We start from the raw sequence: 26,652 nt of genomic DNA on the forward strand, positions 1-26,652 counted from the left end.
TATCGTACGGGGTCCCAGGCCGCTCACGCCACGACCCAACCCGTAGCAACGGATACGTGTCCCAAGGTCGAGATCATGATCGGGCCCCGCGCGGAGGCCGTTTGGAGGAAGCGGCGCTCATCGATCGCGTGCTCGCCGGAGATCCGGCCGCGGAACGCGCGATGTTCGATGCGCACGTAGATCGACTCTACAGACTCGCCTTCCGCATGACCGGGGACGAGGATCTGGCGAGCGACTGCGTGCAGGAGATTTTCGTGCGGGCGTTCGACCGTCTCCCGGGCTTTCGCCGGGAGGCCGCGCTCAGCACCTGGCTGCACTCCATTGGGGTGTCGGTGGTGCTGAACGCGCTGAGGAAGCGAAAGCGCACGAGCGGCAGGGAGGTGTCGCTCGATGCGGTGTCGACACACGGCCAGTCGGGAGCTTCCCGTGCTCCCTTGCTCAGGGAGCGACTGAAGCAGGCCATCGACGAGTTGCCGGAGGAGCAGCGGCTCGTGTTCGTGATGTACGAAGTCGAAGGGTACTCCCACGCCGAGATCGCGTCGGCGCTGGACATTCCGCAGGGTACCAGCAAGGCGAGGCTGCACTACGCACGACGCAAGCTGCGTGTGCTGCTGGCGGATGTCGTGGAGGGATCCCGACCATGAAGGAACAAATGTCCGACGAATTCTTCGAGGAGCTCAGCGACGAGCTGCGGGCGGCGTACAACCCGCCGCCCGATACGCCGCGGGAACGGCTGTGGTTGGCCGTGCAGGCGCGTCGTGCCGCTCGCCCGGCGCTCACCGTGGTAGGCGGCGGTGAGCGCCGGCGCACGGTGGCCTGGCGGCGGCTCGCCTGGGCGCTGCCGATAGCGGCCACGCTCATCGTTGGCATCGCCATCGGACGCTTTCTCCCGCAGTCGGAAGCCGGCGGCGTTCCCGAAGAATCGGCTCTCACGCCGGGGGCCACCCCCGACGCCGCACCCATGGCCGAGGCCGCTGACGTCTCGGCGGCCTCCGAGGGCGGTACGGACGTGGCCGGACCGGGGGCGCAGGCCGCGGACGTCGGGCCGGTGACTTCGCCACGGATCGCTTCCGCGGTCCGTGCAGCCGACGCACGGACGCCCGCTCCCACACCGGGCGAGTTGGCGCCGCAACCCGGGGCGGAGGACGAACAGGGGGCTGGAGCCATCTACCGGGTCGCGGCGTTGGAAACCCTGGGTCGAGCCGAAACCCTGCTGAGCGGCGTGGACACGTCGGCTCGGACGGGCGAGGCGGCGTCGCTGGCGCTGTGGAGTGAGGACATGCTCAGCCAGGCGCGCCTGCTGATGGATTCACCGGCCGCGGAGGACCCGGCCATAAGAAATCTGCTGGAGGATCTCGAGCTCGTCCTGGCGCAGCTCGTACGGCTGGGGGACGGGGCGACGTCGGAGGGTGAGATCGCACTAATCGAGGGGGCCGTGGAACAGAGGCAGCTGCTGCATCGCATCAGGGCAGTGCTGCCGACGGGACCGATTACGAGCGGTACGTGAGGAAGAGCATGAACGAGACGCCATTCAGACGAGCCCGCACGCATCTGGCGCTGCCGGTTCTACTCGTGTCCATGGTGGCGACGGCGCCGCCGTCGACCGCGGCCGCGGTCGACGGATCCGGATCCGGGCGTCCAGCGGTCGCCAGCAGTGCCTCGTTGCTGTTTGCGGGCGGTGAACGTCGCGCGCTGCAGCAGACTTCGCCGGAAATCATGGTGCTGTACCGGCAGGCCCGCGAGGCGTTGAACGTCGGCAACTACCGACGCGCCGCCGCGCTATTCCGCGTCGCCGGAGAGGGCGCGCTGGACGCCCGCCTGGCGGCCGACGCGGCGTACTACGAGGCCTTCGCGCTGTACCGGCTGGGCGGCGTGGACAACTACCGGCGTGGTCTGGCGGTCTTGGAGCAGCAGCGGGTCGGCGCGGCGGCGCCCGGGCGGGACACCGAAGAGCTGTACGTGCGCATCCGGTCGGCGCTCGCCATGGCCGGGGACCCCGGCGCGGTAGCCGCGATCAACCGAGCTGCAGCCGCCGGAGAGACCACCGGGGCCGGGCCCGCGACGATCACCATCGCCGGACGCCCCGTCGCCCTGAGCGACGCTCTCGGCGGCTTCCCGGGGGGCGCCCCGCTGTGTTCGCCTGCCGAGCACCCGGTTCGCATCGCCGAGCTCAACGCGCTGAGGAGACTGCACGACGAGTTGGCCCTGCCCGTGTTGCGGGGCGTCCTGACCATGCGCGATGAGTGCTCCGCGCCCCTCCGCAGGCAGGCGGTGTTCCTCACCGCCCAGACGGAGGCTGCCGGGGTTGGGCCGCTGCTGGTGGACGTCGCGCGCTACGACCCGGACCCGACCGTACGCGCCGAAGCCGTCTTCTGGCTTTCCTCGGTGGACGACCCGGCGGTGGCTACGGCGCTGGCGGAGCTGCTGAGGGACGCGATCGAGCCCAGCGTGCGCGAGCGCGCGGCCTTCGCGCTCGCTCGGCATGATTCGCCGGTGGCGCGTAGCGCCCTGCGGGGCGTCGTGTTGGACGCGTCCGCCGATGAGTCCATCCGCCTGCGGGCGGTGGGCTGGCTGGCGGCCGACGTTCCCGCCAGGGACCCAGCCTTCCTCGCCGAAGCGTACCCCGACATCGACAATCCGCGTCTGCGCGGCCGGGTCATCGACGCTATCGGCCTCGCGGGCGACCCGTGGGCCGCTGGGTGGCTGCGGGAGCGGGCGCTCGACGTCAGCGAGCACGCAGACCTACGCAAATCGGCGCTCTTCAGGTACGGCCGGGTGGGCACCGACACGCGGGATCTGGTGGAGGTTTTCGGCGCTCTCGAGACCAGTGAGCTTCGCGAGCACGGGGTATTCGTCATCGGCCAGCGGCCCGGCTGGGAGGCTTCCCGTGCGCTTCTGGACATCGCGCGTGAGGCCCGCACGCCGGAGTTGAGGGATATGGCGATTTTCTGGCTGAACCAGCGCCAGGATCCCACGGCGCGTGAGGCCCTGGCCGAGCTGCTGGGCCGGCGCTGATCCATCGAAGAACGGCCCGGCGAGTCTCCTCGCCGGGCCGTGGCGTCCCCCCTTCGGGCCGCTGACGGCGTGGCCACTCGACCGCGCCATGTACGTTTCCGTCCTTGCCGTCAATCCTACAGGTCCTTCACCTGCTTGCACTGCTGGGGAGTTGGCCGGCACCCCTAGGCGCCGAGCCTTGCTGTTTTCCGAAGCGAGCGGTCAGCCGGACCGTTGCAGCCCGAGGCTTCCGCACGCCGGGCTGCCGCCGCGTGTCATCGCCTGCAGATAGAACGCCGCGGTCTCGAAGCTGAAGTCGCCGTTGCGGCGCATCTGCTCCAGGTCGAAGCGCGCTACCAGGTCGCGGTAGCCGTCCGCCCCGCCCGCCCCGCCGATGTCCGCGAGCCGAGTGGTGAACGCCGGCGTGCCGCCCTGCCCGCCGTCTCCAAGACGGAAGGTGCGCGGGTCGAACGACGCCACGTCAGTTCTGGCAGAGCCGAACACGACGACCTCGAGGGCGCCCGGTACGGCTTCGACCTGCCAGTCCAGGTTGCACACGAACGACGCCACCGGTGCGCAGTCGGTGAACGGGCTGGCGAGATCCTCCTGGCCGGGCCCCGGTATCGAGCGCACCTGCACGCAATACGGACCCGCCCGGAAGTTCACGTCGCCGACGTCGAATGTCGCGGCGCTGGCTCCGTGAACGATCTGTGAGGGAATGGTCGTGCCGCCGGCGGGGTGCCGTACGACGACCTCGAACGAACTGACCTCCCCGGCGCTCTCCCAGGCGACGAGAAGACTCGTCCCCGAAACGATGGGCTGAACGGCCGCGGGTTGCGGAAGGCGCGGTGGCGCCGACTCCGCGTACAACGCCGTGATCGCCGGAGGGGCGAATGGGGCGGCGAACGTCCAGAGGGCCGCCACCAGGCCGAGCGCGCAAACCGCGCCCAATACGCGATTGAATCGCATGCAACTGCTCCCTTCGAGAAAAAGGATCCGGAAAACCGGATTTTCCTCCTTCGGTAGCCCGGCCGTCTCCCGCGGAGACCCGTTGGCTTTGCGGACCGGCCTCGCGGCCGGGGTGCCCTGAACGAAAGGACTCGTCTGTCAACGAAGCGACGCGCGTCTTTGGATGCCTGGCCGCTGGGAACGATGGCCACTGGCACGTGCCAGAAAACGCTTGAGTGCGCGGCGCGGGAGAAAAAGAAGGGAGCTGCGCGCTACCGACTGCCGTTCTGCTTCGATCGGCCGCTTATCACCTCAAGGGCCATGCCCTCCTGGCAGGAGGCCTGTAATACATATTCCTCAAATGACTTAAGGGGGTTTTCCACCAACCTTCACCGGGCATCGACGGCGGGGCAAAGTGCAAGTTCGTCGCAACATCCGATGCACGGGCGAGACGCGTGGCACGTCACCCCCGGATCGCGCAAAAAGTGCGCGCACGGCGGCAAAAAGCGTCCTCGATGATCTCCCCACCTGCCCCCGTGTAGCACCTCCACAACGCCCTTAAGCGCTTAGTACAAAACCACTTAGGGTCGCTAGACCCAGCGCGGGCTTCCCGGCGCCGCTTCTTGCCCCTCTCCTCGCACGCGTGGCAATCCGCCACGGACTCGGCAGCGGAGGCCTGGCTCAGTAGAACGACGCGGTAGCCGCCAGCCGCGCTTCGACGCTCGAAGCCGCGGGGAAGCGGACACCGGACGTCCGTCCGGAGGCAAGATGTCGCAAATGATCCACCGCTTCATAAGAGACCGCAAAGGTTCCGTGCTGGTCATCGTGGCGCTCGGCATGCCGGTGCTGATCGGCATGGCGGGCCTCGCCATCGACGTCGGAGCCCTGTTCGTCGTGCGCAGCGAACTCCAGCGCGCAGCCGACGCCGGCTCGCTGGCCGGCGCGAGCGCCTTCCTCGATTTCCCGAAGGACCGCGCCGCTCCGGTCGCTACGCAGCGCGCCCGGGATTTCACGCTGAACCAGGTTTCGCGCGAGGTGAGCCTCCGCCCCGAGGAGATCAACATCCAGGTGGATCCGGCCAACGAACTCGTGCGGGTCACGATCTCGCGGGCGAACAACGAGACGTTCTTCGCCAAGATCTTCGGCGTTCACACGGTCCCGATTCAGTCGGCGGCCGCGGCGCAGACTGCGCCCGGCGGGACGAACATCGCCTGCGTGAAGCCGTTCGCCCTGCCGGACCGCTGGATGGAGTCCATCAGCGACGACGGCAACAGGATCTGGGACCCGTGGGAGAGCTGGCAGTACGACCCCGAAGGCGGCGACCAGTATGAGTCGTACGACTGGGAGGACCCCACCAGCACCACCGCCACGGGCTACGGCAGCGACTGGGCGTACGACGTCAACAGCGACCACAAGGGCGACTACGGAAGGCTGCTGACGATCAAGGCTTCGCAGGACAACGTGGACCCGGCGGACGCGCCGGTGGACTCGTTCTTCTTCCCCTGGATCATCCCCGACGAGGAGGGCCGGGTCGGCGATGAGTCGTGCGCCGAGGCGAACGGGGAATCGGGGGCGAGGCCGTACCGCGCCAACATCTGTCAGTGCAACCTGACGCCGGTATTCATCGGCGAGGAGTACGAGACCGAGAACGGCGACATGGAGGGTCCCACGATCAAGGGCGTGAACGACCTCTACGATCAGGACCCGACGGCGTTCTGGGACGGCCACGTCGTGCGCAGCGACTACGGCCTGAACGCCGGCCCGCGCGTGATCACCATCGGCGTGTTCGACCCGTCCGAGTACCTGAAGCCCGGGAAGAGCACCATCGCGTTCAACAACTTCGTGCGCGTGTTCATCGACGAGCGCATGGCCGGCGAGGCGGAGCCGGTGCGCGCCCGCATCATCGGTCCGGGCATTGGCAACAGCTTCTCCGACGTTGGTGGCGGTAGCCTGGTGAAGGTGCTGCGGCTGGTCGAATAGCGAACGGACCGGTCGATCGCCTGCGCACCCCGATCACGCGGCCGCGGGCGGACAGCAACGTCCGGAGGATGCCAGCAGTACGGCTGCCTCCAAACCTCCGGGCGCTCGGCCCCCGGACCTTCGGGTTCGGGGGTCGATTCGTTCCCGGTGGCGGCGACCGTCAGGTCGTGGGCCGCTCGGGCGCGTCGTCCCAGCGGCCGAACCACTCCAGCACGTTGGCCACCTTGCCGATCAGGTTGCTGGGCCGGGCCGCGATGCCGTGATAGGCTCCGGGGATGCGGACCATGGCCGTGGGCACCTCGCGCAACCGCAACGCCGTGTAGAACTGCTCGCTCTCGGAGATCGGCGTGCGCAGGTCTTCTTCCCCGGTGAGCAGCATCGTGGGCGTGGACACGTTGCCGACGTAGCTGATGGGCGATCGCGCCAGGTAATGCTCGGCCGCCTCCCAGGGCGGCGCCGGGAACCAGTACCGATAGAAGAACGCCGGCACATCCGACGTCAGCACGAAGCTGTACCAGTTGATCACGGGCTTGGCCACCACCGCGGCCCGGAAGCGATCCGTGCGCCCCACGATCCATGCGGTGAGCACGCCGCCGCCGCTGCCACCGGTCACGAACAAGCGGTCCGGGTCCACGTAGCCTTGCTCGATCACCGCGTCCACGCCGCTGATGAGGTCGAAGTAGTCGTCCCCGGGGTAGGCGTGGTGGATGAGGTTGCCGAACTCCTCGCCGTAGCTGGTGCTGCCGCGCGGATTGGCATAGAGCACGACGAATCCCGCCGCTGCGTACAGCTGCACCTCGGCCGAAAAGCGCACGCCGTAGTTGGCGAACGGCCCGCCGTGGATCTCGAGCACCAGGGGATAGCGCCGGTCGGGATCGAAGCCCGGCGGCTTCGCGATCCAACCCTGTACGGGCCGCCCGTCGTGACTGCTCTCGTACCATATCTCCTCCACCTCCGCGAGCGCGCGGTGCTGCAGGACATCAGCGTTGAGCCGCGTTACCCGATCGGCCCGTCCTCCCCGCGCAACGGCCACGTCGGACGGGTGATCCGCCGCGGTGTGCGTGTACGCGACGGTGCCGTCGTCGGCCACCGAGAACGCCGAGCCCGCGTACGGTCTGCCGATGGAGAGCCCACCCGCGCCGTCGACCACATCCGTGACCCGCCCCTGCAGATCGACCCGCGCGACCCGCGTGTCGCCCCGATCGTCGTAGCTGAAGTAGACCGATCGACCATCGGCGGCCCACAGCGGGTCGGCCACGCTTCGGTCCAGGGACGCGGTCAGACTTCGGGGCTCGGAGCCGTCCGCGTTCATCACGTAGAGCTGAGTGACCCTGTAGCCCTGGTAGGTGTCGTCGAACCCGAGATAGGCTATGCGTCGGCCGTCCGGAGAAACGACCGGATCTGCGTCCGGGCCGAAGCGGCTGGTCAGCGTCTCGAGCGATCCATCGGCGACCCGAAGCCGCTGGATTTCCGAGTCCAGGGGCGACAGCTGCCAGTCCGCGCGCCGGTTCGCCGACAACACGATCGCCTCTCCGTCCGGCGTCCAGGAGAGCGATCCGCCGTGATCGAAGTCGCCGCTCGTGAGCTGGCGCGGCGTGCCTCCGTCGGCTGGCACCACGAATACGTGCGTGAAGCCCTCCTCCAGAAAGCCGTCGCCATCGGAGCGGTACTGCACCCTCTCGATCACGCGCGCCGGCTCGGCCCACTCCGCGCCCTCGGGACGCGGCGGCAGCTGGGCCACCTGAGGTCCATCGCCCGGCACCAGCATGGTGAACGCCAGCCAGCGGCCGTCGGGCGACCACGCGAGCGCCGCGGGCGCGTGCTCGACCTGGGTCACGCGCGCGGTCTGACCGCTCGACATCCAGCGCACGAAGATCTGCGAGCGGCCGTCGTCGCTGGCCACGTAGGCGAGTCGGCCGCCGTCGGGCGACCAGCGCGGAGACGAGGCGCGCCCCGGCTCGTCCAGCAGCGGGCGATGGTCGGAGCCGTCGGCCGAGACCAACCAGAGGGACCCCACCGCGCGGTCCGTCATCACGTCCATGGCCATGCGCACGTACGCGACCCGCCGCCCATCGGGCGATATGCGCGGGTCAGCGGCCCACTCCAGCTGGAAGACGTCTTCAGGCTGGAACGCCCGGGCGCCCGCCTCGGAGCGCGCACCCTGCGCGAGAACCAGGCCCGGAGACAGGCCAACGAGGACCAAGGCGATCGCGATCCGTGGGCAATGGCCTGGGCGCTGCGTGGCTACAGGTTGCATGGCGTGTCCGTTTCGTGCTCGGTGTGGTGTGCTCCGGCGCCCCGCTAGTGTGCCGGCGCGGAAGTCCCGTGTGCTCCGAATGCCTACGGGACTTCTGCAACGATACACTAGGTGTCCTCAACGCTGGGCGGGACGGTTTCCGTCGCCGGCGTGCCGGTCTGGTCCCCGAGGTCGGGAACGCAGCGGTCGCGCGCGTCTTCGGCGGTGGAGTCGAAATCCAGCAGCGCGCAGGCGTAGAGTCCCGACAGCGTGCGCCTCAACGCCAGCGCGAGCGCGTACCGGGACCGGATCTCCAGCAGCGCCGCGACGGGTTGTGTCTCCAGACGCGCCTCTACTGTCGATATCCCCGCCACGAGCGCTTCCTGAGTCCCGGCGAAGAATCGCTGAAATTCGTAGATCTGGGCGATCTCGATGACCCGCTCCAGCTCCATGAACTGGGTCGAACGGGTCAGTTGGGCCGTCTCCCAGGCCGCCGAAGAGAGCAGCGCGATGTCCCATTCCACGCCCACGCTTTCGGGCTGGTCGCCCTCGCGGTACACGGCGATCGCGGCCTGGAGACCCTCGAGCACCTGGTCCGGGTCGTCGGAGGTGCCGTAGTCATCCACGGCGCGCCGATTGTCCTCCATCTCCGCGGCAACTGCATCCAGCGCGCGCGCGGCAAGCTGGGCGTTCTCCCGGTCCTCCCACCACTCATCCACCGCGAGGGCGACCAGGACCGCGAACACGACCGACGCGGCTTCCAGCAACAGGCCGCCGATGCGGTGCGAGCGAAGCGATTTCGACATGATCCGCGAAAGTACCCCTAGGAGCGGAGTTGGTCGAGTCGCGTAGCCGCGCTCACGGTACGATACCGGCGAGCAGCGCTCCGACGCCGTAGGCGACCGCGGCCGCGGTCGCGCCAACGGCGAACATCTCGGCGCCCTCTATCCACCATCGGCCCCGGGTGACGAACGTGCGGGCCGCCCCGACCACGAAGAGCGTGGCCAGCGTCAGCACGACCGTTACGGAGAACGGATCCAGGCCGCCGAGCGGGAACGCGAACGCCAGTAGCGGCACCGAGCCCGCCACCACGAACGCCAGGAAGGTGGCGAACCCGTGCTTGAGCGCGAAGGGCTCGCTGATGCTGTCCGCCTCCAGTCTCTCGACGGCCGCCGCGGAGCGGACGGAGAGGAAGTTGCTCGCGCCCATGCTGAAGCCGTCGGCGAGCAGGTTGGCGCCTCCCAGGATGAGTACCACCGCCGGCGACAGGTTCGCGCCGGCCACGCCGGCGGCGACCGCGAACGTCGTGATGATGCCGTCGTTGGCCCCGTAGACGACATCGCCCAGGTAGTGTCGCGCGACATCTCGCGGCGTAACGAGGGTCGGGTGATTGCTTGGCGTCGATTTGGACATGTTCATTAGTTTGCAGAGGTTCCCCCACACGGCATCGGAGCCCGCCCGACTTCGTCCGCTTGCGCGGCGCGCGATCTTGGGCTTGTCGGAGCTGCGCCACGCCCGGCGGAGCGCGGCCGCGGAATCCCCTGAGACCGGAGGGACTCATGCCTGCGATCGCGAAACCCGATTGGATCACCACGCTCGCCGATTTTACGAACCGCAACGTCAACTACCCGGTGCGCCTGGAGGTGGACATGGTCGACCTGGGCGCACAGACGGAAGCGAGCGATACGCTGTTGCGCGGCGTCTCATATGATCCAAGGTCGGGAGACGTTGAAGTAATGCTCGTGCCCGCGGACGGCGCCCACCTCACGCACGCGATCCACGACCCGAGCGAGATCGACCTGCTGGGCCCCAGCGGTCAACGTCGCGAAGTACTGCGCATCGCGCACGTGGGCGGGCAGACCCTTCTGCACGTACTCTCACCCGACATGCCCATCTAGATGAAAGGCCTGGACCGCCATGGTCCAGGCCTTTCCAGGGCCGCGCGATGCCGCGGTCGCGTCACATGACCGGTCCGGGCGGCGCGACCTCGAGCGTGGCCTCTTCGGCCGGCGTGCTCTCCAACTCCTGCCGTTCGGGTCGCACCAGCAGCACCGGTACCGGCGAGGTTCGCATGACCTTGTCCGCCACGCTGCCGACGATGGTCCGGAGCAGTGCTCCGCGGCCGTGAGTGGCCATCACCACCAGGTCCGCGCCCTCCTCCTCGGCGACCGCGGGGATGGCGTGGGCCGCTTCGGTCTCCGCTACGATCGAGCGGACCGCGCCAGGAGCCTCGATCCGGGTTTCGATGTTCTGCAGGTAGTCGTTCGCGGTAGCAAGTCGACGTTCGCGCTCCTCCGCGTACATGCGCGTGCCTTGCGGCATGTATGGCGAGCCGACGATGTAGGGAGTCGCCACGGCTCGCATGAGAACGATGCCGGCCTCGAACGCCTGGGCCAGTTCCGCGGCGTGCGGCGTCGCTGCCTCGGCGAACCTGGAGCCGTCCACCGGCATGAGGATCGTATCGACTAGCGGCAGGGCCCGGAGATCCGGCTGCGTGCCGTCGTCGACTGGGTGGACGATGAGGACGAGGGCGTCGGCGTGTCGGACCACGTAGCTGGCAACGCTGCCCAGCCAAGCGCGGCTCACTCCACCACGCCCGTGCGTGGCCATGACGATCACGTCCGCGTCGGTCTCTGCCGCGCGGCCCACGATCGCCGGTCCCGGCGCCCGCTCCAGCAGTAGCGTGGACGGACGCGGGTGCCCTGCCTCTTCTATCCTTGTGGCCTCCGCTGCGAGCGTGGCCTCTTCTGCCTTCCGCACCTCGACGTTCCAAACGCCCTCGGCCGCCGGCCCCCAATCGATGTCCAGCGGCGAGTGCACGGCGACCAGTTCTACCTCGCCGCGGAGCGCGGCCCGGAGCGCGAGCGCCCATGGCAGCGCCCACCTGGCGAGGGGCGAGCCGTCCAATGGAACCAGGATTCGGCGCATGGTTCACCTCCGGTTTCAAGGTCGGGAGCGCCGCCCCCAATGGCGCTCGCAGGCCGGTCTGGCCTGGCCGGGATCGGAAGCGCTCCACTAATCCAATCGTGGCTGTAAGCGCGATTGGTGTCTGTCGGGAAGATCCCTTTGCCGTGGGGAGATCTCCCTACAATAATGGTGAGCTTCTACTCTCTGCGGCAGGGTCGCGCCTTTCTAGACTACAGTGCAGCGGGCCTAACGGGCGCCCGCGGGAGGTGATCTCATGCGTTATCGACCAAGCCAACCGAAAGTGGCCGGGGCGCGTTCTCCGGTCGGCCTTCGAGGGCTGGCCTGGGCGCCGGCCTACGCGCTGGCGTTGGCTACGTGTACCACGCTGCCGGACACGATTCCGGTGGCCGGCGCGCCGGGTGAGTTGGAGCAACTCGTCGGCATATGGACCGGCGACTACGAAGGCGAATCGGGTCGCGCGGGCTCGCTCATCTTCCAACTGGAGGCGTCAGCCGATACGGCCCGCGGGCACGTGATGATGCACCGGGAGGGAGAAAGACTGCCGTACGCGCGGGATGGCGCGGGCCCGGAGACAGCCCCGCCGTCGGCCGCCCCGGAAGCGCTGCGCATCGCGTTCGTTCGGGTCGAGAACCAGTACCTGAAGGGCGTGCTCGAGCCGTATCGGGACCCGGTTTGCGGCTGTCGGCTGACGACCATCTTCAAGGGCCGCATCGAGGGCAACACCATCAGCGGAACGTTCCTCACGACCCACGATCACGACGGTAGGGAAGAGACCGGCACATGGCGGGCCCGCAGGGGGCGCTGACCCGTGGAGTTCATGTCCGCTACACCCGCGCCCGTCCTCGCCCTGATAGCCGGCGTGTTCACCTGGACGCTGACGGCGTTGGGCGCGGCGGTCGTGCTGGCGCGTCGCGATTTTCCACGGCCGGTGCTCGACGCGATGCTCGGCTTCGCGGCCGGCGTGATGATCGCCGCCGCCTTCTGGTCCCTGCTGGCGCCGGCCACGGAGGTCGCCCGCGCGCAGGGGGCGCGGCCGTGGCTGGTCGTCACCGCGGGCTTCCTTCTGGGCGGCTTTGTGCTGCTGGTGGCGGATCAGATCGTGCCGCACCTGCATCCGTTCATGAAGCCCCCGCGAGCCGAAGGAATCTCAACGCAGTGGGAGCGGAGCACCCTCCTGGTTCTGGCCATCACGCTGCACAACGTGCCGGAGGGTCTGGCGGTGGGAGTGGCCTTCGGCGCGGCCGCCCACCCGCTCTTGGGAGCGGGTACGGAGTACGCTCCCGCGGTGGCCCTGGCGGTCGGCATAGGCCTGCAGAACCTGCCGGAAGGAGCCGCCGTGGCGTTTCCGCTGCGTCAGGCGGGCGTGTCGCGGGCCAAAGCGTTCTGGTACGGCCAGCTTTCCGGCGTGGTCGAGCCCGTCGCCGCGGTGCTGGGCGCGCTGGCGGTCGCCTCGATCAGCATATTGCTCCCCTATGCCCTCGCTTTCGCGGCTGGGGCGATGCTCTACGTGGTCGTGGAGGAGCTGATTCCCGAGGCGCAGCAGAGCGGGCGGGCCGACCTGGCCACGGTGGCGACGCTGTGCGGCTTCGCGCTGATGACCATGCTCGACCTGGCCCTGGGCTGAAGGAGGACTCGACGTGTCGCGCGCGCGCCTGACAGCCGCCGTCGCCCTGGGCGGGCTGGTTCTGGCCATGTCCGTGGGGCGTCGGTGGGAGCCGCCGGCCTCGGCGGGCGCGGACCCCGCTGACCGCCTCGGAACTCGGTCGCTGAGCTCCGCCGTAGCCGGCCCGGCGGCAGTCGGCTGCGCTTTGGCCGATGCGTCGACCGCACCCGACGGCCCCACGCGCGCCGACATGGAGCTGCGTCTGAACGTGCCCGCGTTCCGGCTCGACGTGCTCCAGGAGGGCGTGGTGGACGCGAGCTTCCCGGTGGCGGTGGGCGCGCCGCGCTACCCGACCCCCGCGGGCGAGTACGAGGTTACCGAGATCACGTGGAACCCGGGCTGGCACCCTCCGGACAGCGAGTGGGCCCTGGGCCGCGACCCCGAGCCTCCCGGGCCGGAGAACCCCATGGGTCGCGTGAAGCTGCGCTTCGACAGCCTGCTGTTCATCCACGGGACGCCCGACACCGTGTCGATCGGAAGCCCGTCTTCGCACGGCTGCGTACGGCTGAGCAACGACGATGTCCTGCGCCTGGCGGACCTGGTACTCGCCTCTACGGCCACGGCGGCCCCCGTCGAGGCCACCGCGAGCGACGACACGGTTCCGCAGACGGTATCACTCGAGCGGCCCGTGAGGCTTTCGGTCGTCTACCGGATCGCCGAGGTTCGCGACGGACGCCTTGAACTGCACCCCGATGTCTATGGGCTCGCGTCGTCACCGGTTCAGGAGGTCTTGCGGCTGCTGGAGGACGCCGGATTGGACATCACCGAACGCGTCAGCCGCAGCGTGCGCGAAGCGCTGCCCGGGCCGGACGAGGCGTCGACCGCAATCCCCATCGACTCACTGAGGACGGGCTCGCCATGAACCTGCTGAGCGCCCCCAATCTGATCAGCCTGCTGCGCATTCCCCTGGCTGCGGCGTTCCTGCTGTTCGAGGCCATGCCGACGCGGCTCGCGGTGCTCGCGCTGGCGGCGGTCAGCGACTTCGCGGACGGCAAGATCGCCCGCGCGCGATCGCAGACCTCGCGCCTGGGGGAGCTTCTGGACCCCGTCGCCGACAAGACGTTCATGCTGGTGGCGTTCGTCACCCTGGCGCTGCAGCGGGATCTGCCCGTGTGGACCATCCCGGCGTTCCTGACCCGCGACATCGGCGTGGCCCTGGGCGTAGGAGTGCTTCTGCTGCGCGGCCGCGCCGGGCGGTGGCCGTCCCGACTGCCGGGCAAGGCGGTCACCTGGATGCAGTTCGGCGGCGTGGGCGTGGCGCTGGTGTGGCCCGGCGGGGCGCCGTGGTTCGCGATCTTCGTGGCCGCCGCGGGCCTGGTCGCGTTGCGCGACTATGCGCGCTCGGCGCGCACGTAGGTGCTACCAAGGAGGAATCCGCAATGAAGAAACCCAGCGGGCGGTCCCTGGCCTATCTTGCGGCCGGCCTGGTCGTCGCTCTGATCCTGGCGCAACTGATCCCGGTGAATCGGAGCAACCCCCCGATCGGCGCCGAGCTGGAGGCTCCGGCCGCGGTCCTGGAAGTGCTTCGGCGATCCTGCTACGACTGTCATTCCAACGAGACCACGTGGCCGTGGTACAGCCGCGTGGCGCCCGTGTCCTGGCTCGTGGCCCGCGACGTGAGCGAGGGCCGTGAAGCCGTCAACTACTCGGTTTGGGGCTCCTATCCCGCGGGAGAGCTCGCGGAGTTGCTCGAGGAGACCTGGGAGGAAGTCGCAGAAGGCGAGATGCCGCCGGCGATGTATGTATGGCTCCACTCGGAAGCCCGCCTGACAACAGCGGATCGTGAGATCCTGAGGAGTTGGGCGGCCGACGGGGATCGGTAAGGGACGAAGCGATGGCCATGGATCCCGCCTACTGCATCCAGTTTCTGGGCGCCGCGAACACGGTGACCGGCTCCCGCTTTCTGATGGAGCGTGGGGGCGCGCGGTTGCTCGTCGACTGCGGCCTGTTCCAGGGCCTGAAGGTCCTGCGCGCCCGCAACTGGGCGCCGTTTCCCGTCGCCCCGGAATCGATCGACGCGGTGCTGCTGACGCACGCCCACCTGGATCACGCGGGGTATCTGCCCAGGCTGGTCCGAGAGGGCTTCCGCGGGCGCATTCATTGCACCGCCCCCACGGCCGACCTCGTGCGGGTGCTGCTGTTCGACAGCGCTCGCATCCAGGAGGAGGACGCCCGGCGGGCGAACCGAAGGGGCTACTCCAGGCATCATCCCGCCGAGCCGCTGTACACGACCGACGATGTCACGGCCACGCTGGGGCGCCTGACGGTGGAACCCCTCGATGAGACTACGCCGGTCGCCGGCCTCGACGTCCGCTACCGATCGGTTGGGCATATCCTGGGCGCCTCTCGAGTCGAAGTGGACACCGGCGCCGGCAGGGTCACCTTCTCCGGCGACGTGGGGCGGCCCGACGATCCCGTCATCCCGCCGCCCGAGCCCCTCGACGCAACCGACGTTCTGGTGCTGGAGGGCACCTATGGGGCACGCGAGCACCCGGCCGTCGACCCGCGCGCCGAGCTCGCGACCCTGGTCACCAGGACCGTGGCCCGCGGAGGCGTCGTTCTGGTGCCCGCGTTCGCCGTCGGCCGGGCGCAGGCGGTCCTATGGCTTCTGCACGAGGCCATGGAGGCGGGCGAGGTACCCGACGTACCGGTCTACCTCGACAGCCCCATGGCCGCGCGGGTCGTCTCGCTCTACCTGGACCACGTCGCGCACCACCGACTCAGCCCGCGGCAGTGCGAGGCCGCCTTCGGGAGGGCCCGGGTCGCCATGAGCGTGGATGACTCCAAGCGCATAGACCAGCGGGCGGGGCCCATGGTGATCGTCGCTGGCGCCGGCATGCTGACGGGGGGTCGCATACTCCACCATCTCAAGGTGTTCGGCGGCGACCACAGGAACACGCTCATCTTGGCGGGACACCAGGCGGCCGGAACGCGCGGCGACGCGCTGATCAGGGGCGAGAAGGAGTTGCGCATACACGGTCGGGACTGGCCCGTGCGGTGTGAGGTCGCGCGGCTGGATGGGCTGTCCGCGCACGCCGACGGACGGGAGCTGCGGGCGTGGCTGGAAACGGCCCCGAGCCGGCCCCGCGTCATACACCTGGTGCACGGCGAGCCAGGGGAATTGGACGAGTTCAGACGTCGCCTACGGGGAGCGGCCCCGTCGGTACGGGTCGCCGACCATCTCGAGAGATGGTGCCCAGTCCCCTAGTGGACTGCTACAATCCACTACGCGATCGCCCGGATGGACGGCGACATCCGGGCGGACTCGTCCCGCAGCCTCGGCCGGCGGCGGGACGGTCTTCGTCGCTTCGTCAGATAGTGACGGCCGCCAGCCTCCGGACCATCAGTTCGTTGGTCACGGACGTCACGCCGGGCGCGGCCCAGGCCGCGTTCTCCGCGTCATCCCGCTCGGCCCAGGACCGCACGTTGCCGCTCAACGTGATCCGTGTCCCGGTCACGTTGACCTGGATCCTGTCGGCGTCGAGAGCGGCGCTGCGGGTCAGCGCGGACCGAATCTTCTGCCGCACCTCGGTGGGCTGCGCCGCGGGCACCACACGAATCTGGTTCGAAACGCCTTTGACCCCGAGCAGGTACCGCACGGCTGTCTCCGCGGCGGACCGCTGATACCTCCACTCGACCTCTCCTTCGAGGGTCACACGGCCATCTGTCACGATCACCGTCACGGCGTCCTCGGGAACCGACACGTTCCATTCGAGGGCCCGTTTGGCGGCTTTCGCGATGTCTGTGTCGTCTCGCGTCTGGATCGTCATGGGGTGCACGATCAGGTCATTGGCCACCGCCATGACGCCGACCCGCTTCGCGGCGGCCTCGGCGCGCAGCTTGTCGTGATAGGTGGGCACGTGACCGGTCATGGTGATCACCTCGTCTTCGCACGCGACGCCGATGGCGGCCGCGTCGAGTCCGGGTTCCCACTGCAACTCATCCATGACGTCCTGCCGCAGTTCTCTGTCTTCGTCCATTGGACACCTCCTGGCGCTCTGAGCGAAGGCCGACGGAGGCCGAACAGTCCCGTTCCCCCCGCTCCACACTTCTCCATCACTCCAAATCTGGGCGCGGGCGCACTCCTTTAGTGTCGGGCAAAACCCGCGTTCTCGTCGGGAGGCTCTGAACACCTGCGCGGAAATCGACGGGTATCGCCCCTTGTCGGGAGTTCTCCGACGCGAATCAAGGGGTTGCCCTGCTGTCTGGACAGCGGTTGCCAGCACTATCTTATTCAACAAGCCGGCACCTCGGTGTGTCGCGTCTTCCACCTCCCGCGATCCCCGGTGGAACACATGAAGAAGATTCTGCTCCCTCTCGACGGCTCACCCCTCGCTGACCAGGCCATCCCTCACGCGGCGGCGCTCGCTCGCGCCTTCAACGCCGAAATTCTGTGTTTGCGCGTAGTGGGAGGAGGAGAGGCCGAGGGAAGCCTGGAATGGCGGCTGGAAAGAGCTGAGGCGGCGAGCTATCTGGCCGATGTGGCGGCCGTGCTTTCCGGCGCTGGTTGCAGGGCGTCCGTCGAGCTCTCGGTGGGGCGCGCCTCCGAGCAGATACTCCATTGCGCGCGTGCCGCGGGCGCAGATGTAATCGCGTTGACGAGTCACGGTCGCGGTGGCATGACCGACTTCAGCCTGAGCGGAACGGCGTTCAAGGTCCTGTCCAGAGCGCCCTGCTCGATCATGGTCGTGCCTTCGAAGGAGGGCGCGACGGTGGCCAGGCGCCCGGCTATCTACGAGTCGGTCCTGGTGGGGCTGGGGCAGACGCCTCGATCCGACTGGGCCGCCCGGCTCGCCGCGACCATCGCCAGGACGCACGACGCGGAACTGATCCTGGCCCATGCGCTGCCCGTCGCCGCCACGATCGACGGCGGGGACATCCCGGAAACGTCCGCCCAGGACCTGCAGCGCTCGACGGCCTCGGCCGCCAAGCGGCACCTGAAGTCGCTGACCGGAGAGCTCAAGGACGGATCACTGCGGATGGCTACCGTCGTGCTCACCGGACCGGACCCGGCCCGCGCCATTCGGCGGGCCGCCTCGGCGGCCGGCGCCTCGCTCATCGTGACCGCCGTGGGGGCGCCCCAGGAAGGCGGGCGGCCTTCGTACGGCGAGGTGTCCAACGCGTTGCTCGGAGGCACCGACGTGCCGATTCTGGTGCTTCACGACTCGACCATCGAGCCCCGCTATCGGCTGGCGCCGCAATCGAATCGATGGAGTAGGAAGGCGCTGCCGGCGGCGCCATGAGTGCAGCCGCTGGACCGACTCCGCTGGAAGCCGCAGAGATCGGCAAGGCCGCCCGCCTGGCCTCGGGCCAGGACGTCACCGACCGGTCCGGCTCGTATCGTAGGTTCGATCGCAGGGTCCAGGCGCTGGCCTCCGGTCTGGCGCGCGCCCGCGATCATCTTCTCACCGCGGCCACCCCCGTGCTGGAAACGCGCGGGAGCGAGTGGCTGCTCGACAACTTCTACCTCGTCAGGGAAGCGACCACGCTGGTGCGCCGTCAGCTTCCGCGGCCGTTTTACAACCGATTGCCGACTCTGAGGGAAGGCGCTTTGCGCGGAGAGCCGAGGGTCCAAGCGATCGCCGCCCACATGATCGACGGGCTCGGCGAACCCTTTTCGCCCGAGTCCGCAGCCGACTGGCTCGCTGACTACCAGACCGTCAAGCCGCTTCGGCTGGCCGAGCTCTGGGCGCTGCCGACGATGTTGCGTTTTTCGGCGTTGGAGAGGCTTCTGGCTGCGACCCACCGGCTATTCGGTGGTGCCCATGTCCCGGCGATCGACTCGCGGCCGAGCTCCGAACTCGAAAGCCTGTCCGACGCGGTTGGGCGCTACGTCGAGAGCCTGCGTGTCCTCTCCGTCGTCGACTGGCGCTCGTTCGTGGAGAGTTCGAGCCTGGTGCACGGCACTTTGGACGCCGAGCCGGCCGGAGTCTATGGACGCTCGGACTTCGCTACCCGGGACCGTTACCGCCACGCGATCGAAGAGATGTCGGTATGGGGCGCACGCGAGGAGACGGAACTAGCCGGCGCGGCCGTCGACCGCTCCCGTCGGGCATCCAGAGAAGAGGAGCGCCACGTCGGTGCCTGGCTCATGGATCCCGACCTTCGCCTCGGCCTCGAGGCCGACCTGGGAATTCGGGCGCCTGCGCGCGTACGCCTGGGTCGTTTCCTCGCCAACCACGCCTTCGCGCTCTACATGGTCGGCGTCGCGGCGGTCACGCTGGCCGTGCTCCTCGCGCTCGTTCCCACGTCCCTCGGCCGCGGCTGGGTACCGACCGCGTTGGCGACGGTGCTCGCCGCCATCCCCGCGAGCGCGGTGGCGGTCGCGGTGGCCAACGCGGTGACCGCGCGGATCGCCGCCCCTCGGCGCCTGTGCAAATTGCACCCGGCTCGACTGCCCGATCACGCGCGCACGCTCGTCGTCACGCCCGTCCTGATAGCCAGCCCGGACGACGTGCACGCGGCGCTTCACCAACTGGAGATCAACTATCAGGGCAACTCCGGCGCGCTGTTCTCGTTCGCCCTGCTGACCGATTTCGCGGACGCCGACGCGCAGCACCTCGAGGGCGAAGCCGAGACCCTGGACGTTCTTCGCGAGGGAGTCGCCCGCCTGAACCGGATCTACGAAGCCGGCACCGAGGGACCATTCTTCGCACTGCACCGCGCTCGCACCTGGAACGGCGTCGAGGACCGCTGGATGGGGTGGGAGCGCAAACGCGGCAAGCTCGTCGAGCTGAACGACCGAATCCTCGGTCGCCCCTCGTCGCTGGAAATTCTCGAGGGGTCGCCGGGTCGCCTGGACGCGATCCGATACGTCCTCACCTTGGACGCCGACACGCTTCTGCCGAAGGGGACCGCCGCGCGCTTGGTCGGCGCCCTGGCTCACCCGCTCAATCGCGCTCGTTTCGACGAGGACGGCGCCGTTATCAGCGGCTACACGGTGCTTCAGCCTCGCGTGGAAACCGCGCCCCCCAGTGCACGACGCACCCAGTTCGCCCGTCTCATGCAGAGGGGGTTTGGGCTCGACCTTTACACGCACGCCGCATCAGACGTGTATCAGGATCTGTTCGGCGAGGGGATTTTCGCCGGCAAGGGGCTGTACGACGTGGCGGCCTTCCAGCGCAGCACCGAAGGTCGCGTTCCGGAAAACGCCATCCTCAGCCACGACTTGCTGGAGGGGCTGTTCGGCCGCGCCGGTCTGATCTCCGATGTCGTCGTGCTGGAGAACTATCCCGGTCGCGTCAGCGAGTATCTCGATCGGCTTCACCGCTGGGTTCGTGGCGACTGGCAGTTGGTGCCATGGCTTGGCCGCCGGGTGCCGTCGCGGAGCGGTCAGCGGGTGCGCTCCGGCTTCTCCGGGCTGGATCGCTGGAAGATCGCGGATAATCTCCGACGCAGCCTCACCGGCTCCAGCCTGCTTCTGCTGCTGGTGGCGGGTTGGACGGTTCTGCCCGGTTCCGTCGAGCGCTGGACGATCGTCTTCTTCGCGCTGTTCGTGGCTCCGGCGATCCTGTCCTCCCTCGGATCCAGGACCTGGGGCGCGCTTCTGCGGCGCGGCTCGTTTCGGCGGCCGATCTGGCGGTCAGGGTTCACCGGTGCCCTTCGCTGGGGTCTGAATCTCGCTCTCCTGCCCGCACAGACCGTCACCGAGGCAGACGCCGTCGCCCGCGCCACCACCCGCGTATACATCACGAATCGGCGACGGCTGGAATGGGTGACATCCGCCCGGATGCGGCATAGCACGGTTCGAAGAGGCCGTAAGTGGGCGGCGCTGGCGCCGGGACCGGCGCTGGCGGTGGTCGGGGCGCTGGCGAGCGCGGGCTACGGCGGGGCGGGGCTCGCCACCCTCGCCCTGCTGCTCCTGTGGACTCTCTCGCCAGCGATCCTGAAGGCGGCCAGCAAGGAAGGAAGGCTCCCGGCTCGTGACCTGGACGCGCACGCGCAGCTCCAGCTGCGTCTGCTCTCGAGACGAACCTGGCGGTATTTTTCGCGCTATCTGACGCCGCAGGACAACTGGCTTCCACCCGACAATGTCCAGGAGGAGCCGGCGCTCGTCGCGCACCGGACCTCGCCCACGAATATCGGCTTCGGCGCGCTCTCCGTGCTGTGCGGTCTGGATCTGGGGTATACCACCCCGGCGCGAGCCGCCGCGACGCTGTCGAACCTGTTCGACTCGCTGGCCGGGCTCGAGCGGTATCGGGGGCACTTCCTGAACTGGTACAGCACCCAGGATCTCGCGCCGCTGGAGCCCCGGTACGTCTCGACGGTCGACAGCGGCAATCTCGCCGCCTCGCTGCTTACGCTATCGCGTGGGCTAGGGGACATCCCGGATAGCGTCGTCCCCCGGGACGCTGAGCGTCGGGGGCTCGCGGACTCGGTGCGTGTCCTGGCCGAGGAGCTCACCGACGCCGCAGAAGAGGGATCGCTGGCCGTTCTCGAGGCCTGGGTGCGGCGACTCGAGGTGTTCGCCGACGGCGTGGAGACTTGGGATCAGTCGGCTCCGTGGAGCGCCACCTTCGCGGAGGTGGCGGATGAGCTCGTGCCGGCGATCGAGACCGACCTGGTCGAGGCGGCGGAGGCCGACCCCACTGCGCTGTCGGCTACCACCCTGCGCCGGCTCCGTGCCTCGCTGGGCGAGACGCGTGAGCTCGCCGAACACTGCCACCGGGACGCCGTTCTCGTCGCTCCCTGGATCGACTATCCGTCGCAACTTCCAGAGGCGATCCGCTCCGCGGCTTCGGGCCACGTTACCGACTTTCACTGGGCCGACCTCACGGCGCTCGCCCGGGAGCCCGTGTCGCTCCGCGCGTTGCCCGAGAGGGCGCGGCTGGTGAGGGCCGGGCTGGAGTCCCTGGACCAGGCCATGGAGCGCGCTGGAGTCCCCCCCGGGCACGACGGCCGATCCTTGATCCACAGCTGGAAGGCGGATGCGGCGGGCGCCGAGGCCGCCGCGAGAGACCTCCTCTTCCGCCTGGATGCGCTGGCGACGGAGGCCGAACGCCTGTTTGCCGAGATGGACTTCACCTTCCTCTACGACCCTCACCGAGAGGTCTTCCGCATCGGCTACGATGTGTCCGCGGGGTTGCCCGACGGATCCCACTACGACCTGCTCGCTTCCGAGGCTCGCCTGGCCAGCTACATTGCCATCGCTCGGGGAGACGTGCCCGGGCGCCACTGGGTCCACCTGCGAAGACCGTTCCGGCGCAGGGGCGGTACGGTGAGCCTCGTCTCGTGGAGCGGGACGGCGTTCGAGTACCTCATGCCGCTGCTCTTCCTGCGGCTCGAGCGGTGGTCCCTCATCGAACTCGCCTGCCGAACGGCCGTCGAGGCCCAGCGGGCCTTCGGTGGTCGCAACGGCATCCCCTGGGGAATCTCCGAATCCGCCTACGCCCAGACGGATGCGTTCGGCACCTATCAGTATCGCGCGTTCGGAGTCCCGGACCTGGGCCTCGCACCCGATCTCGGACAACGGCTCGTCGTCGCTCCGTACGCGTCCGTCCTGGCGATCGATCTCGATCCGGCGGCGGTCGTGGACAACCTGGCCGCGCTGCAGGCCGAGGGGATGATGGGGGAGTGCGGTCTGTACGACGCGATCGACTATGGGTCTCCGAAGCGTCGACGCGGGCGGCCGGGCCGGATCGTCCATACCTACATGGCGCATCACCAGGGCATGATCCTCGCCGCGCTGGACAACCATCTCACTGACGGGGTGATCAGAAGGCGGTTCGAGGACCACCCCGGGGTCGAGTCGGCGAAGTTTCTGCTGTACGAGCAGGTGCCGCCTAGAGCGATCGTCCAGGCGTGGCCGCGCCCGGCGGATACGGCGGGCATCCGCAGAGCACGAACCCGTCACGCCGTGGTCGAGTGGCAACCCCGATCCGGGGAGAGCCCCCCCGCGGCGGTCGTCCTGGGCCACGGGTCGTTCAGCGAGCTGATCGGGGCCGACGGCTCGGGGGGGCTCCGTTGGAAGGGGCGGGCCCTCTCCCGCTGGCGGCCCGTTTCCGCCGCGTGTCCCGACGGGTGGTGGATCTACCTGAAGGATCTGGACACCGGCGAGGTATGGAGTCCGACGTCGGCCCCCGCTCCCGCCGAGGCGATGGCCGGGCAGGGCGAGGTTACGTTTGGCCCGCACGGCGTTTGGTTCCACCGGCGTCGTGGCTCCATATCGGCCCGGCTGGGCATCACGATCGCTCCGGGAATGGCCCTGGAGATACGCCGGCTGACGCTGACGAACGAGTCGGATTCGGCTCGCCGATTCATGGTGGTCAGTTACGGAGACATCGCGCTGGCGGAGCCCGCCGCGGAGCGTCGACATCCGTCGTTCAACAAGATGTTCATCGCCTCCGAATTCGATGAACCGACGAAGACAGTGCTCTTCCAGCGCCGGGACGCCGCGCGTGGGGGGGCGGCTTGGCTGGCACACAGCGCGGTTCCGCTCTCTCCTGACACGTCGTTTCGCGGCTTCGACACGGACCGGGGGAGCTTTCTGGGGCGCGGCGGGAGCGCCCGCGCGCCGAAGGGGTTGCACGGCGACGTGGCCCTGGCGGGCTCGTGGGGTGACGCCATCGATCCCGCCTGCGTGCTCGCCTGGGAACTCGACCTGCCGGCGGGCGAGGTGCGAGAAATCGGATTCCTGACCGCTGCGGGAACCGAAAGATCCACCGTCCTGAGTCTGCTCGAGCGCTTCCGCTCCCCTCATCGCCTGAACTGGGCCGCCGAGCGCGCACGCGATCGCAGCGAGGAGGAGTTCCAGGAGCTCGGAGCGCCACCGAGGCTCGCCGAGGCGTTCTCTTCGCTCCTGTCGGCGTTGGCCCGGCCCTACCACGCGGGCCGCAGGCGGGTGGACGAAAGCGCAGACGACTCACGAATCGGCGCGCTATGGGGACTCGGCCTTTCGGGAGATAGCCCGCTGGTCCTCGTCCGAGTAGGCGCAGAAAGCGATGTGCACGAGGTACTCGTTGCGCTGCGCGCGCACGTATTCTTGGCTGGCCGCCAAGTGCGCCTGGACACGGTCATCCTGGACGATGCCAGCACCGGATACAGCCCACCGCTGAAGGCCGCGCTCGATCGCGCGGCCGAGTCGATCGGGCTCGGCTCCCGCCTGACGCGGGCCGGGAGGGTGGTCCACGTGCAGACATCCCGGATCGCGCCGGAGCAGAGAAGGCGGCTGGAGCGCGCGGCGGCGGTTACGATCGACGCCTCGAGATCGGTCGAGGGCCAACTCCTGGCGCTCCGCGCGGCTCCCCCGGCGCCGCTTCCGCCGTTCGTTCCGGCTCGCCGGCCTCTCGGCTCAGCCGCCGAGGACGGCGCGGCTGTCGCACCTCGAGAGGACCTGCGCTTCGACAACGGCCTGGGTGGGTTCGCCCAGGACGGCAGGGAGTACGTCATCCGACTCGAGCCCGGCGCGTCGACGCCGGCCCCGTGGATCAACGTGCTGGCGAATCCGCGCTTCGGTTGCACTGTCTCCGAGTCCGGGGCCGGGTTCACCTGGGCCGAAAACAGCTCGGAGAGCCGCTTGACGCCGTGGTTTGGGGACCCCGTGACCGATCCGACCGGCGAATCGCTGTACGTGAGAGACGAGGAAACGGGTCGCGTGTGGAGCCCAATGCCGGCGCCCGCGGGGGTTTCCGCGCCCTACGTCGTCCGGCACCGTTGGGGCTCCACGGTCTTCGAGCATGGCTCCCACGCCCTGGACCAGAGCGTCACGATCTGGGTGGACAGGGAGGAGTCGGCGAAGGTTATCCAAGTGGAGCTGCGGAACCTCGGGGACTGGCCGAGAAGGCTGACCTGCACCTACTACGCGCGCTGGGTCCTGGGCTCGGATCCTGTCTGGACGGCCCCCCACATCCGCACCCGACTCGATCCCGACGCCGACGCGATACTCGCATACCAAGCGTGGACGCCCGAGGCTGCTGGGCGCGTTGCCTTCTTGGGGTCCACGGAGCGCGTACACGGCGCCACGGCGGACCGGGAGGAGTTCCTCGACGACGGCGGCGCGGCGCGGCCGGCCGCGTTGAGCCGTTTGGGCCTGGCGGGCACGTTCGGCGCGGGTCTGGATCCCTGCGGCGCGCTCCAGATCCACGTCGACCTCGGGCCGGGAGAGGCCAAGCGCGTGGCGTTCGTGCTCGGTAGCGCGCCCGACGATCGCGGGGCCCGCCGCGTCCTGAACCACTTCCGAAGACCCGGTGCGCTGAGACGGTCGCTGGAGGGTGTCGAGCGCTTCTGGGCGGCCACGCTCGGGCGCACGACGGTCCAGACTCCGGACGAGAGCATGAACCTGATGCTGAACGGGTGGCTGGCCTATCAGACGCTTTCCAGTCGCCTGTACGGGCGGGCGGCGCTGTATCAGCCGGGTGGGGCGTTCGGCTTTCGGGATCAGCTTCAGGACGTGCTCGCCTTCCTGCTGGATGAGCCGCGGCTCGCGCGGTCCCAGATTCTGCTCGCCGCCGCCCAGCAGTTTCGCGAGGGGGATGTCCTGCACTGGTGGCACCCCGACACCGGCCGCGGCGTCCGTACCCGGTGCAGCGACGACCTGCTGTGGCTGCCGTTCGTCGTATCGGAGTATCTGAGCGCGACCGGCGACCGCCGGATCCTCGATGAGCGCGTTCCGTTCCTGATGGGACCCGAGCTCGCCGAGGACGAGGGCGACCGGTACGACCTGTTTCCGTCCACCCCCGAGGCGCATTCCGTCTACGAACACTGCGTCAGGGCCATCGAGCGCGGTTGGACGGAAGGACCGCGCGGGCTCCCGCTGATGGGGTCGGGCGATTGGAACGACGCGCTGGACAGGGTCGGCGCGGGAGGAACGGGTACGAGCGTCTGGCTGGGTTGGTTCCTGTACCGCGTGGCCGGCGACTTCGCTCCCGTCTGCGCAGCGAGGGGCGACGATGGGCGGGCGCGCGCGTGGCGGAGGCGGCGCAGCCGGCTGGCGCAGGCGCTGGAGGCGGCCGCGTGGGACGGCGCGTGGTATCGGAGGGGCTTCTTCGACGACGGCTCGCCTATCGGATCCACGGACGGCACCGAGGCCCAGATCGACTCGCTCACCCAGTCGTGGGCAGTCCTTTCCGGGGGGGCACGTCCCGACCGCGCCAAGGTCGCCCTGCGCGCCGTGAAGGAGCGACTGGTTCGGCGCGCTGACCGCTTGGTGCTCCTGCTGGCGCCGCCTTTCCAACGGACCGTGCCCGACCCGGGCTATATCCAGGACTACCCGGCCGGTGCACGCGAGAACGGCGGGCAGTATAGCCACGCGGCGGCCTGGGTCGGGCTGGCGTTGGCGGAGCTCGGCGACGGCCAGGGTGCGCACGAGGTTTTCCGGGCATTGAATCCGGTCGTACGCGCGGCTACCCCCGCGGACGCCGCAACGTACCGGGTCGAGCCGTACGTCGTCGCCGCGGATGTGCACTCGGGTGCGGGGCGCGTCGGACGTGGTGGGTGGACCTGGTACACGGGAGCGGCCGCCTGGCTACGCAGATTGGGGTTGGAGTGGATCCTGGGCCTGCGGCCGCGGGCCGGCCACCTCCACATTGACCCCTGCATCCCGGCCTCGTGGAACGGCTTTTCGATCGTCCACAAACGTGACGGCACCCGCTGGGAGATCGACGTGCTGAACCCGGAACACGTTTCCAGGGGGGTCGTGTCGGTCCATCTCGACGGGGCCGAGGTGCCCGCTGGAGGGATCCCCCTGACGTCCGATGGAGGCACGCACTCCGTCCGCGTCGTGCTGGGCCGTTCCCCCGAGGACATCGTCGATCTGGCCGCCGCGGATTCGTTTCCCGCGAGTGACTCTCCCCCCTGGACGCTCGGCACGAACCGGGGCTGAAGTTCCCGGCGATCTCCCACCGCGGCGTCAAGCATTCCCCTACACCGGCCCGCAGCGCTCAGAGCGATGTTGGGAGTGGAAGTG

The 26,652-nt window shown here is 69.1% G+C and carries 19 protein-coding genes and 1 riboswitch; of the genes, 13 read left to right on the forward strand and 6 right to left on the reverse strand.

Annotated features, from left to right (window positions below; genetic code table 11):
- The first annotated feature begins 101 nt into the window (after positions 1-101).
- The 3 genes from ABFS34_01120 to ABFS34_01130 are packed head-to-tail and all read left to right on the forward strand — an operon-like array spanning position 102 to position 3,015.
- Complete coding sequence (locus ABFS34_01120) at positions 102-644, forward strand: RNA polymerase sigma factor (protein ID MEN8374030.1); 543 nt, start codon at positions 102-104, stop codon at positions 642-644.
- Entirely contained in the window at positions 641-1,507 is an 867-nt protein-coding gene (locus ABFS34_01125; protein ID MEN8374031.1) for a hypothetical protein, read from the forward strand. Before ABFS34_01120 ends, ABFS34_01125 begins: the two co-directional genes overlap by 4 nt.
- Positions 1,508-1,515: 8 nt before the next feature.
- The gene (locus ABFS34_01130; GenBank protein MEN8374032.1) at positions 1,516-3,015 is read left to right on the forward strand and encodes a HEAT repeat domain-containing protein; all 1,500 of its coding nucleotides are present in this window, start codon (positions 1,516-1,518) and stop codon (positions 3,013-3,015) included.
- 201 nt (positions 3,016-3,216) lie between these two features.
- On the opposite strand, the gene ABFS34_01135 is transcribed toward ABFS34_01130, so the two are convergent.
- Positions 3,217-3,963 (reverse strand): hypothetical protein, encoded by a 747-nt coding sequence (locus tag ABFS34_01135; GenBank protein MEN8374033.1) that lies wholly within the window; start codon positions 3,961-3,963, stop codon positions 3,217-3,219.
- Between the two features lie 49 nt (positions 3,964-4,012).
- A riboswitch (cyclic di-GMP riboswitch) is annotated at positions 4,013-4,090 on the reverse strand.
- Between the two features lie 620 nt (positions 4,091-4,710).
- Between ABFS34_01135 and ABFS34_01140 the strand changes: the two genes are divergently transcribed.
- Positions 4,711-5,922 (forward strand): pilus assembly protein TadG-related protein, encoded by a 1,212-nt coding sequence (locus ABFS34_01140; GenBank protein ID MEN8374034.1) that lies wholly within the window; start codon positions 4,711-4,713, stop codon positions 5,920-5,922.
- 160 nt (positions 5,923-6,082) lie between these two features.
- Here the strand turns inward: ABFS34_01140 and ABFS34_01145 are convergent, their stop codons facing one another.
- The 3 genes from ABFS34_01145 to ABFS34_01155 form a co-directional block, all read right to left on the reverse strand.
- Positions 6,083-8,125 (reverse strand): S9 family peptidase, encoded by a 2,043-nt coding sequence (locus tag ABFS34_01145; GenBank protein MEN8374035.1) that lies wholly within the window; start codon positions 8,123-8,125, stop codon positions 6,083-6,085.
- 161 nt (positions 8,126-8,286) lie between these two features.
- On the reverse strand, positions 8,287-8,964 hold the full coding sequence (locus tag ABFS34_01150) for a hypothetical protein (protein MEN8374036.1): 678 nt from the start codon (positions 8,962-8,964) through the stop codon (positions 8,287-8,289).
- A gap of 52 nt (positions 8,965-9,016) precedes the next feature.
- Positions 9,017-9,571, reverse strand: a complete 555-nt coding sequence (locus ABFS34_01155; GenBank protein ID MEN8374037.1) for a VIT1/CCC1 transporter family protein — start codon at positions 9,569-9,571, stop codon at positions 9,017-9,019.
- A gap of 146 nt (positions 9,572-9,717) precedes the next feature.
- Here ABFS34_01155 and ABFS34_01160 point away from each other — a divergent pair, with 146 nt between their 5' ends.
- A complete protein-coding gene (locus ABFS34_01160) occupies positions 9,718-10,056 on the forward strand; it encodes a DUF5335 family protein (protein ID MEN8374038.1) in 339 nt (112 codons plus the stop codon).
- Between the two features lie 61 nt (positions 10,057-10,117).
- Here ABFS34_01160 and ABFS34_01165 read toward each other — a convergent pair whose 3' ends face one another.
- On the reverse strand, positions 10,118-11,086 hold the full coding sequence (locus tag ABFS34_01165; protein MEN8374039.1) for a universal stress protein: 969 nt from the start codon (positions 11,084-11,086) through the stop codon (positions 10,118-10,120).
- Positions 11,087-11,339: 253 nt separating this feature from the next.
- Here ABFS34_01165 and ABFS34_01170 point away from each other — a divergent pair, with 253 nt between their 5' ends.
- The 6 genes from ABFS34_01170 to ABFS34_01195 are packed head-to-tail and all read left to right on the forward strand — an operon-like array spanning position 11,340 to position 15,957.
- Positions 11,340-11,891, forward strand: a complete 552-nt coding sequence (locus ABFS34_01170; GenBank protein MEN8374040.1) for a hypothetical protein — start codon at positions 11,340-11,342, stop codon at positions 11,889-11,891.
- A 12-nt stretch (positions 11,892-11,903) separates the two neighbouring features.
- The gene (locus tag ABFS34_01175; GenBank protein ID MEN8374041.1) at positions 11,904-12,710 is read left to right on the forward strand and encodes a ZIP family metal transporter; all 807 of its coding nucleotides are present in this window, start codon (positions 11,904-11,906) and stop codon (positions 12,708-12,710) included.
- A gap of 13 nt (positions 12,711-12,723) precedes the next feature.
- Positions 12,724-13,611 carry a L,D-transpeptidase gene (locus tag ABFS34_01180; GenBank protein ID MEN8374042.1) on the forward strand — a complete coding sequence of 296 codons (888 nt, stop codon included), beginning with the start codon at positions 12,724-12,726 and terminating at the stop codon, positions 13,609-13,611.
- The gene (locus ABFS34_01185; protein MEN8374043.1) at positions 13,608-14,105 is read left to right on the forward strand and encodes a CDP-alcohol phosphatidyltransferase family protein; all 498 of its coding nucleotides are present in this window, start codon (positions 13,608-13,610) and stop codon (positions 14,103-14,105) included. The genes ABFS34_01180 and ABFS34_01185 overlap by 4 nt, the downstream gene beginning before the upstream one ends.
- Positions 14,106-14,128: 23 nt before the next feature.
- Positions 14,129-14,572, forward strand: a complete 444-nt coding sequence (locus ABFS34_01190; GenBank protein MEN8374044.1) for a heme-binding domain-containing protein — start codon at positions 14,129-14,131, stop codon at positions 14,570-14,572.
- Positions 14,573-14,583: 11 nt separating this feature from the next.
- A complete protein-coding gene (locus ABFS34_01195) occupies positions 14,584-15,957 on the forward strand; it encodes an MBL fold metallo-hydrolase (protein ID MEN8374045.1) in 1,374 nt (457 codons plus the stop codon).
- A gap of 103 nt (positions 15,958-16,060) precedes the next feature.
- On the opposite strand, the gene ABFS34_01200 is transcribed toward ABFS34_01195, so the two are convergent.
- A complete protein-coding gene (locus tag ABFS34_01200) occupies positions 16,061-16,729 on the reverse strand; it encodes a BON domain-containing protein (GenBank protein ID MEN8374046.1) in 669 nt (222 codons plus the stop codon).
- Positions 16,730-17,044: 315 nt separating this feature from the next.
- Here ABFS34_01200 and ABFS34_01205 point away from each other — a divergent pair, with 315 nt between their 5' ends.
- Together ABFS34_01205 and ABFS34_01210 are read left to right on the forward strand one after the other, a co-directional pair.
- Positions 17,045-17,992 (forward strand): universal stress protein, encoded by a 948-nt coding sequence (locus tag ABFS34_01205; GenBank protein MEN8374047.1) that lies wholly within the window; start codon positions 17,045-17,047, stop codon positions 17,990-17,992.
- On the forward strand, positions 17,989-26,568 hold the full coding sequence (locus ABFS34_01210; GenBank protein MEN8374048.1) for a glucoamylase family protein: 8,580 nt from the start codon (positions 17,989-17,991) through the stop codon (positions 26,566-26,568). The genes ABFS34_01205 and ABFS34_01210 overlap by 4 nt, the downstream gene beginning before the upstream one ends.
- The last annotated feature ends 84 nt before the right edge of the window (positions 26,569-26,652 follow it).

It is taken from the genome of Gemmatimonadota bacterium (assembly GCA_039715185.1).
Lineage (GTDB): Bacteria > Gemmatimonadota > Gemmatimonadetes > Longimicrobiales > RSA9 > DATHRK01.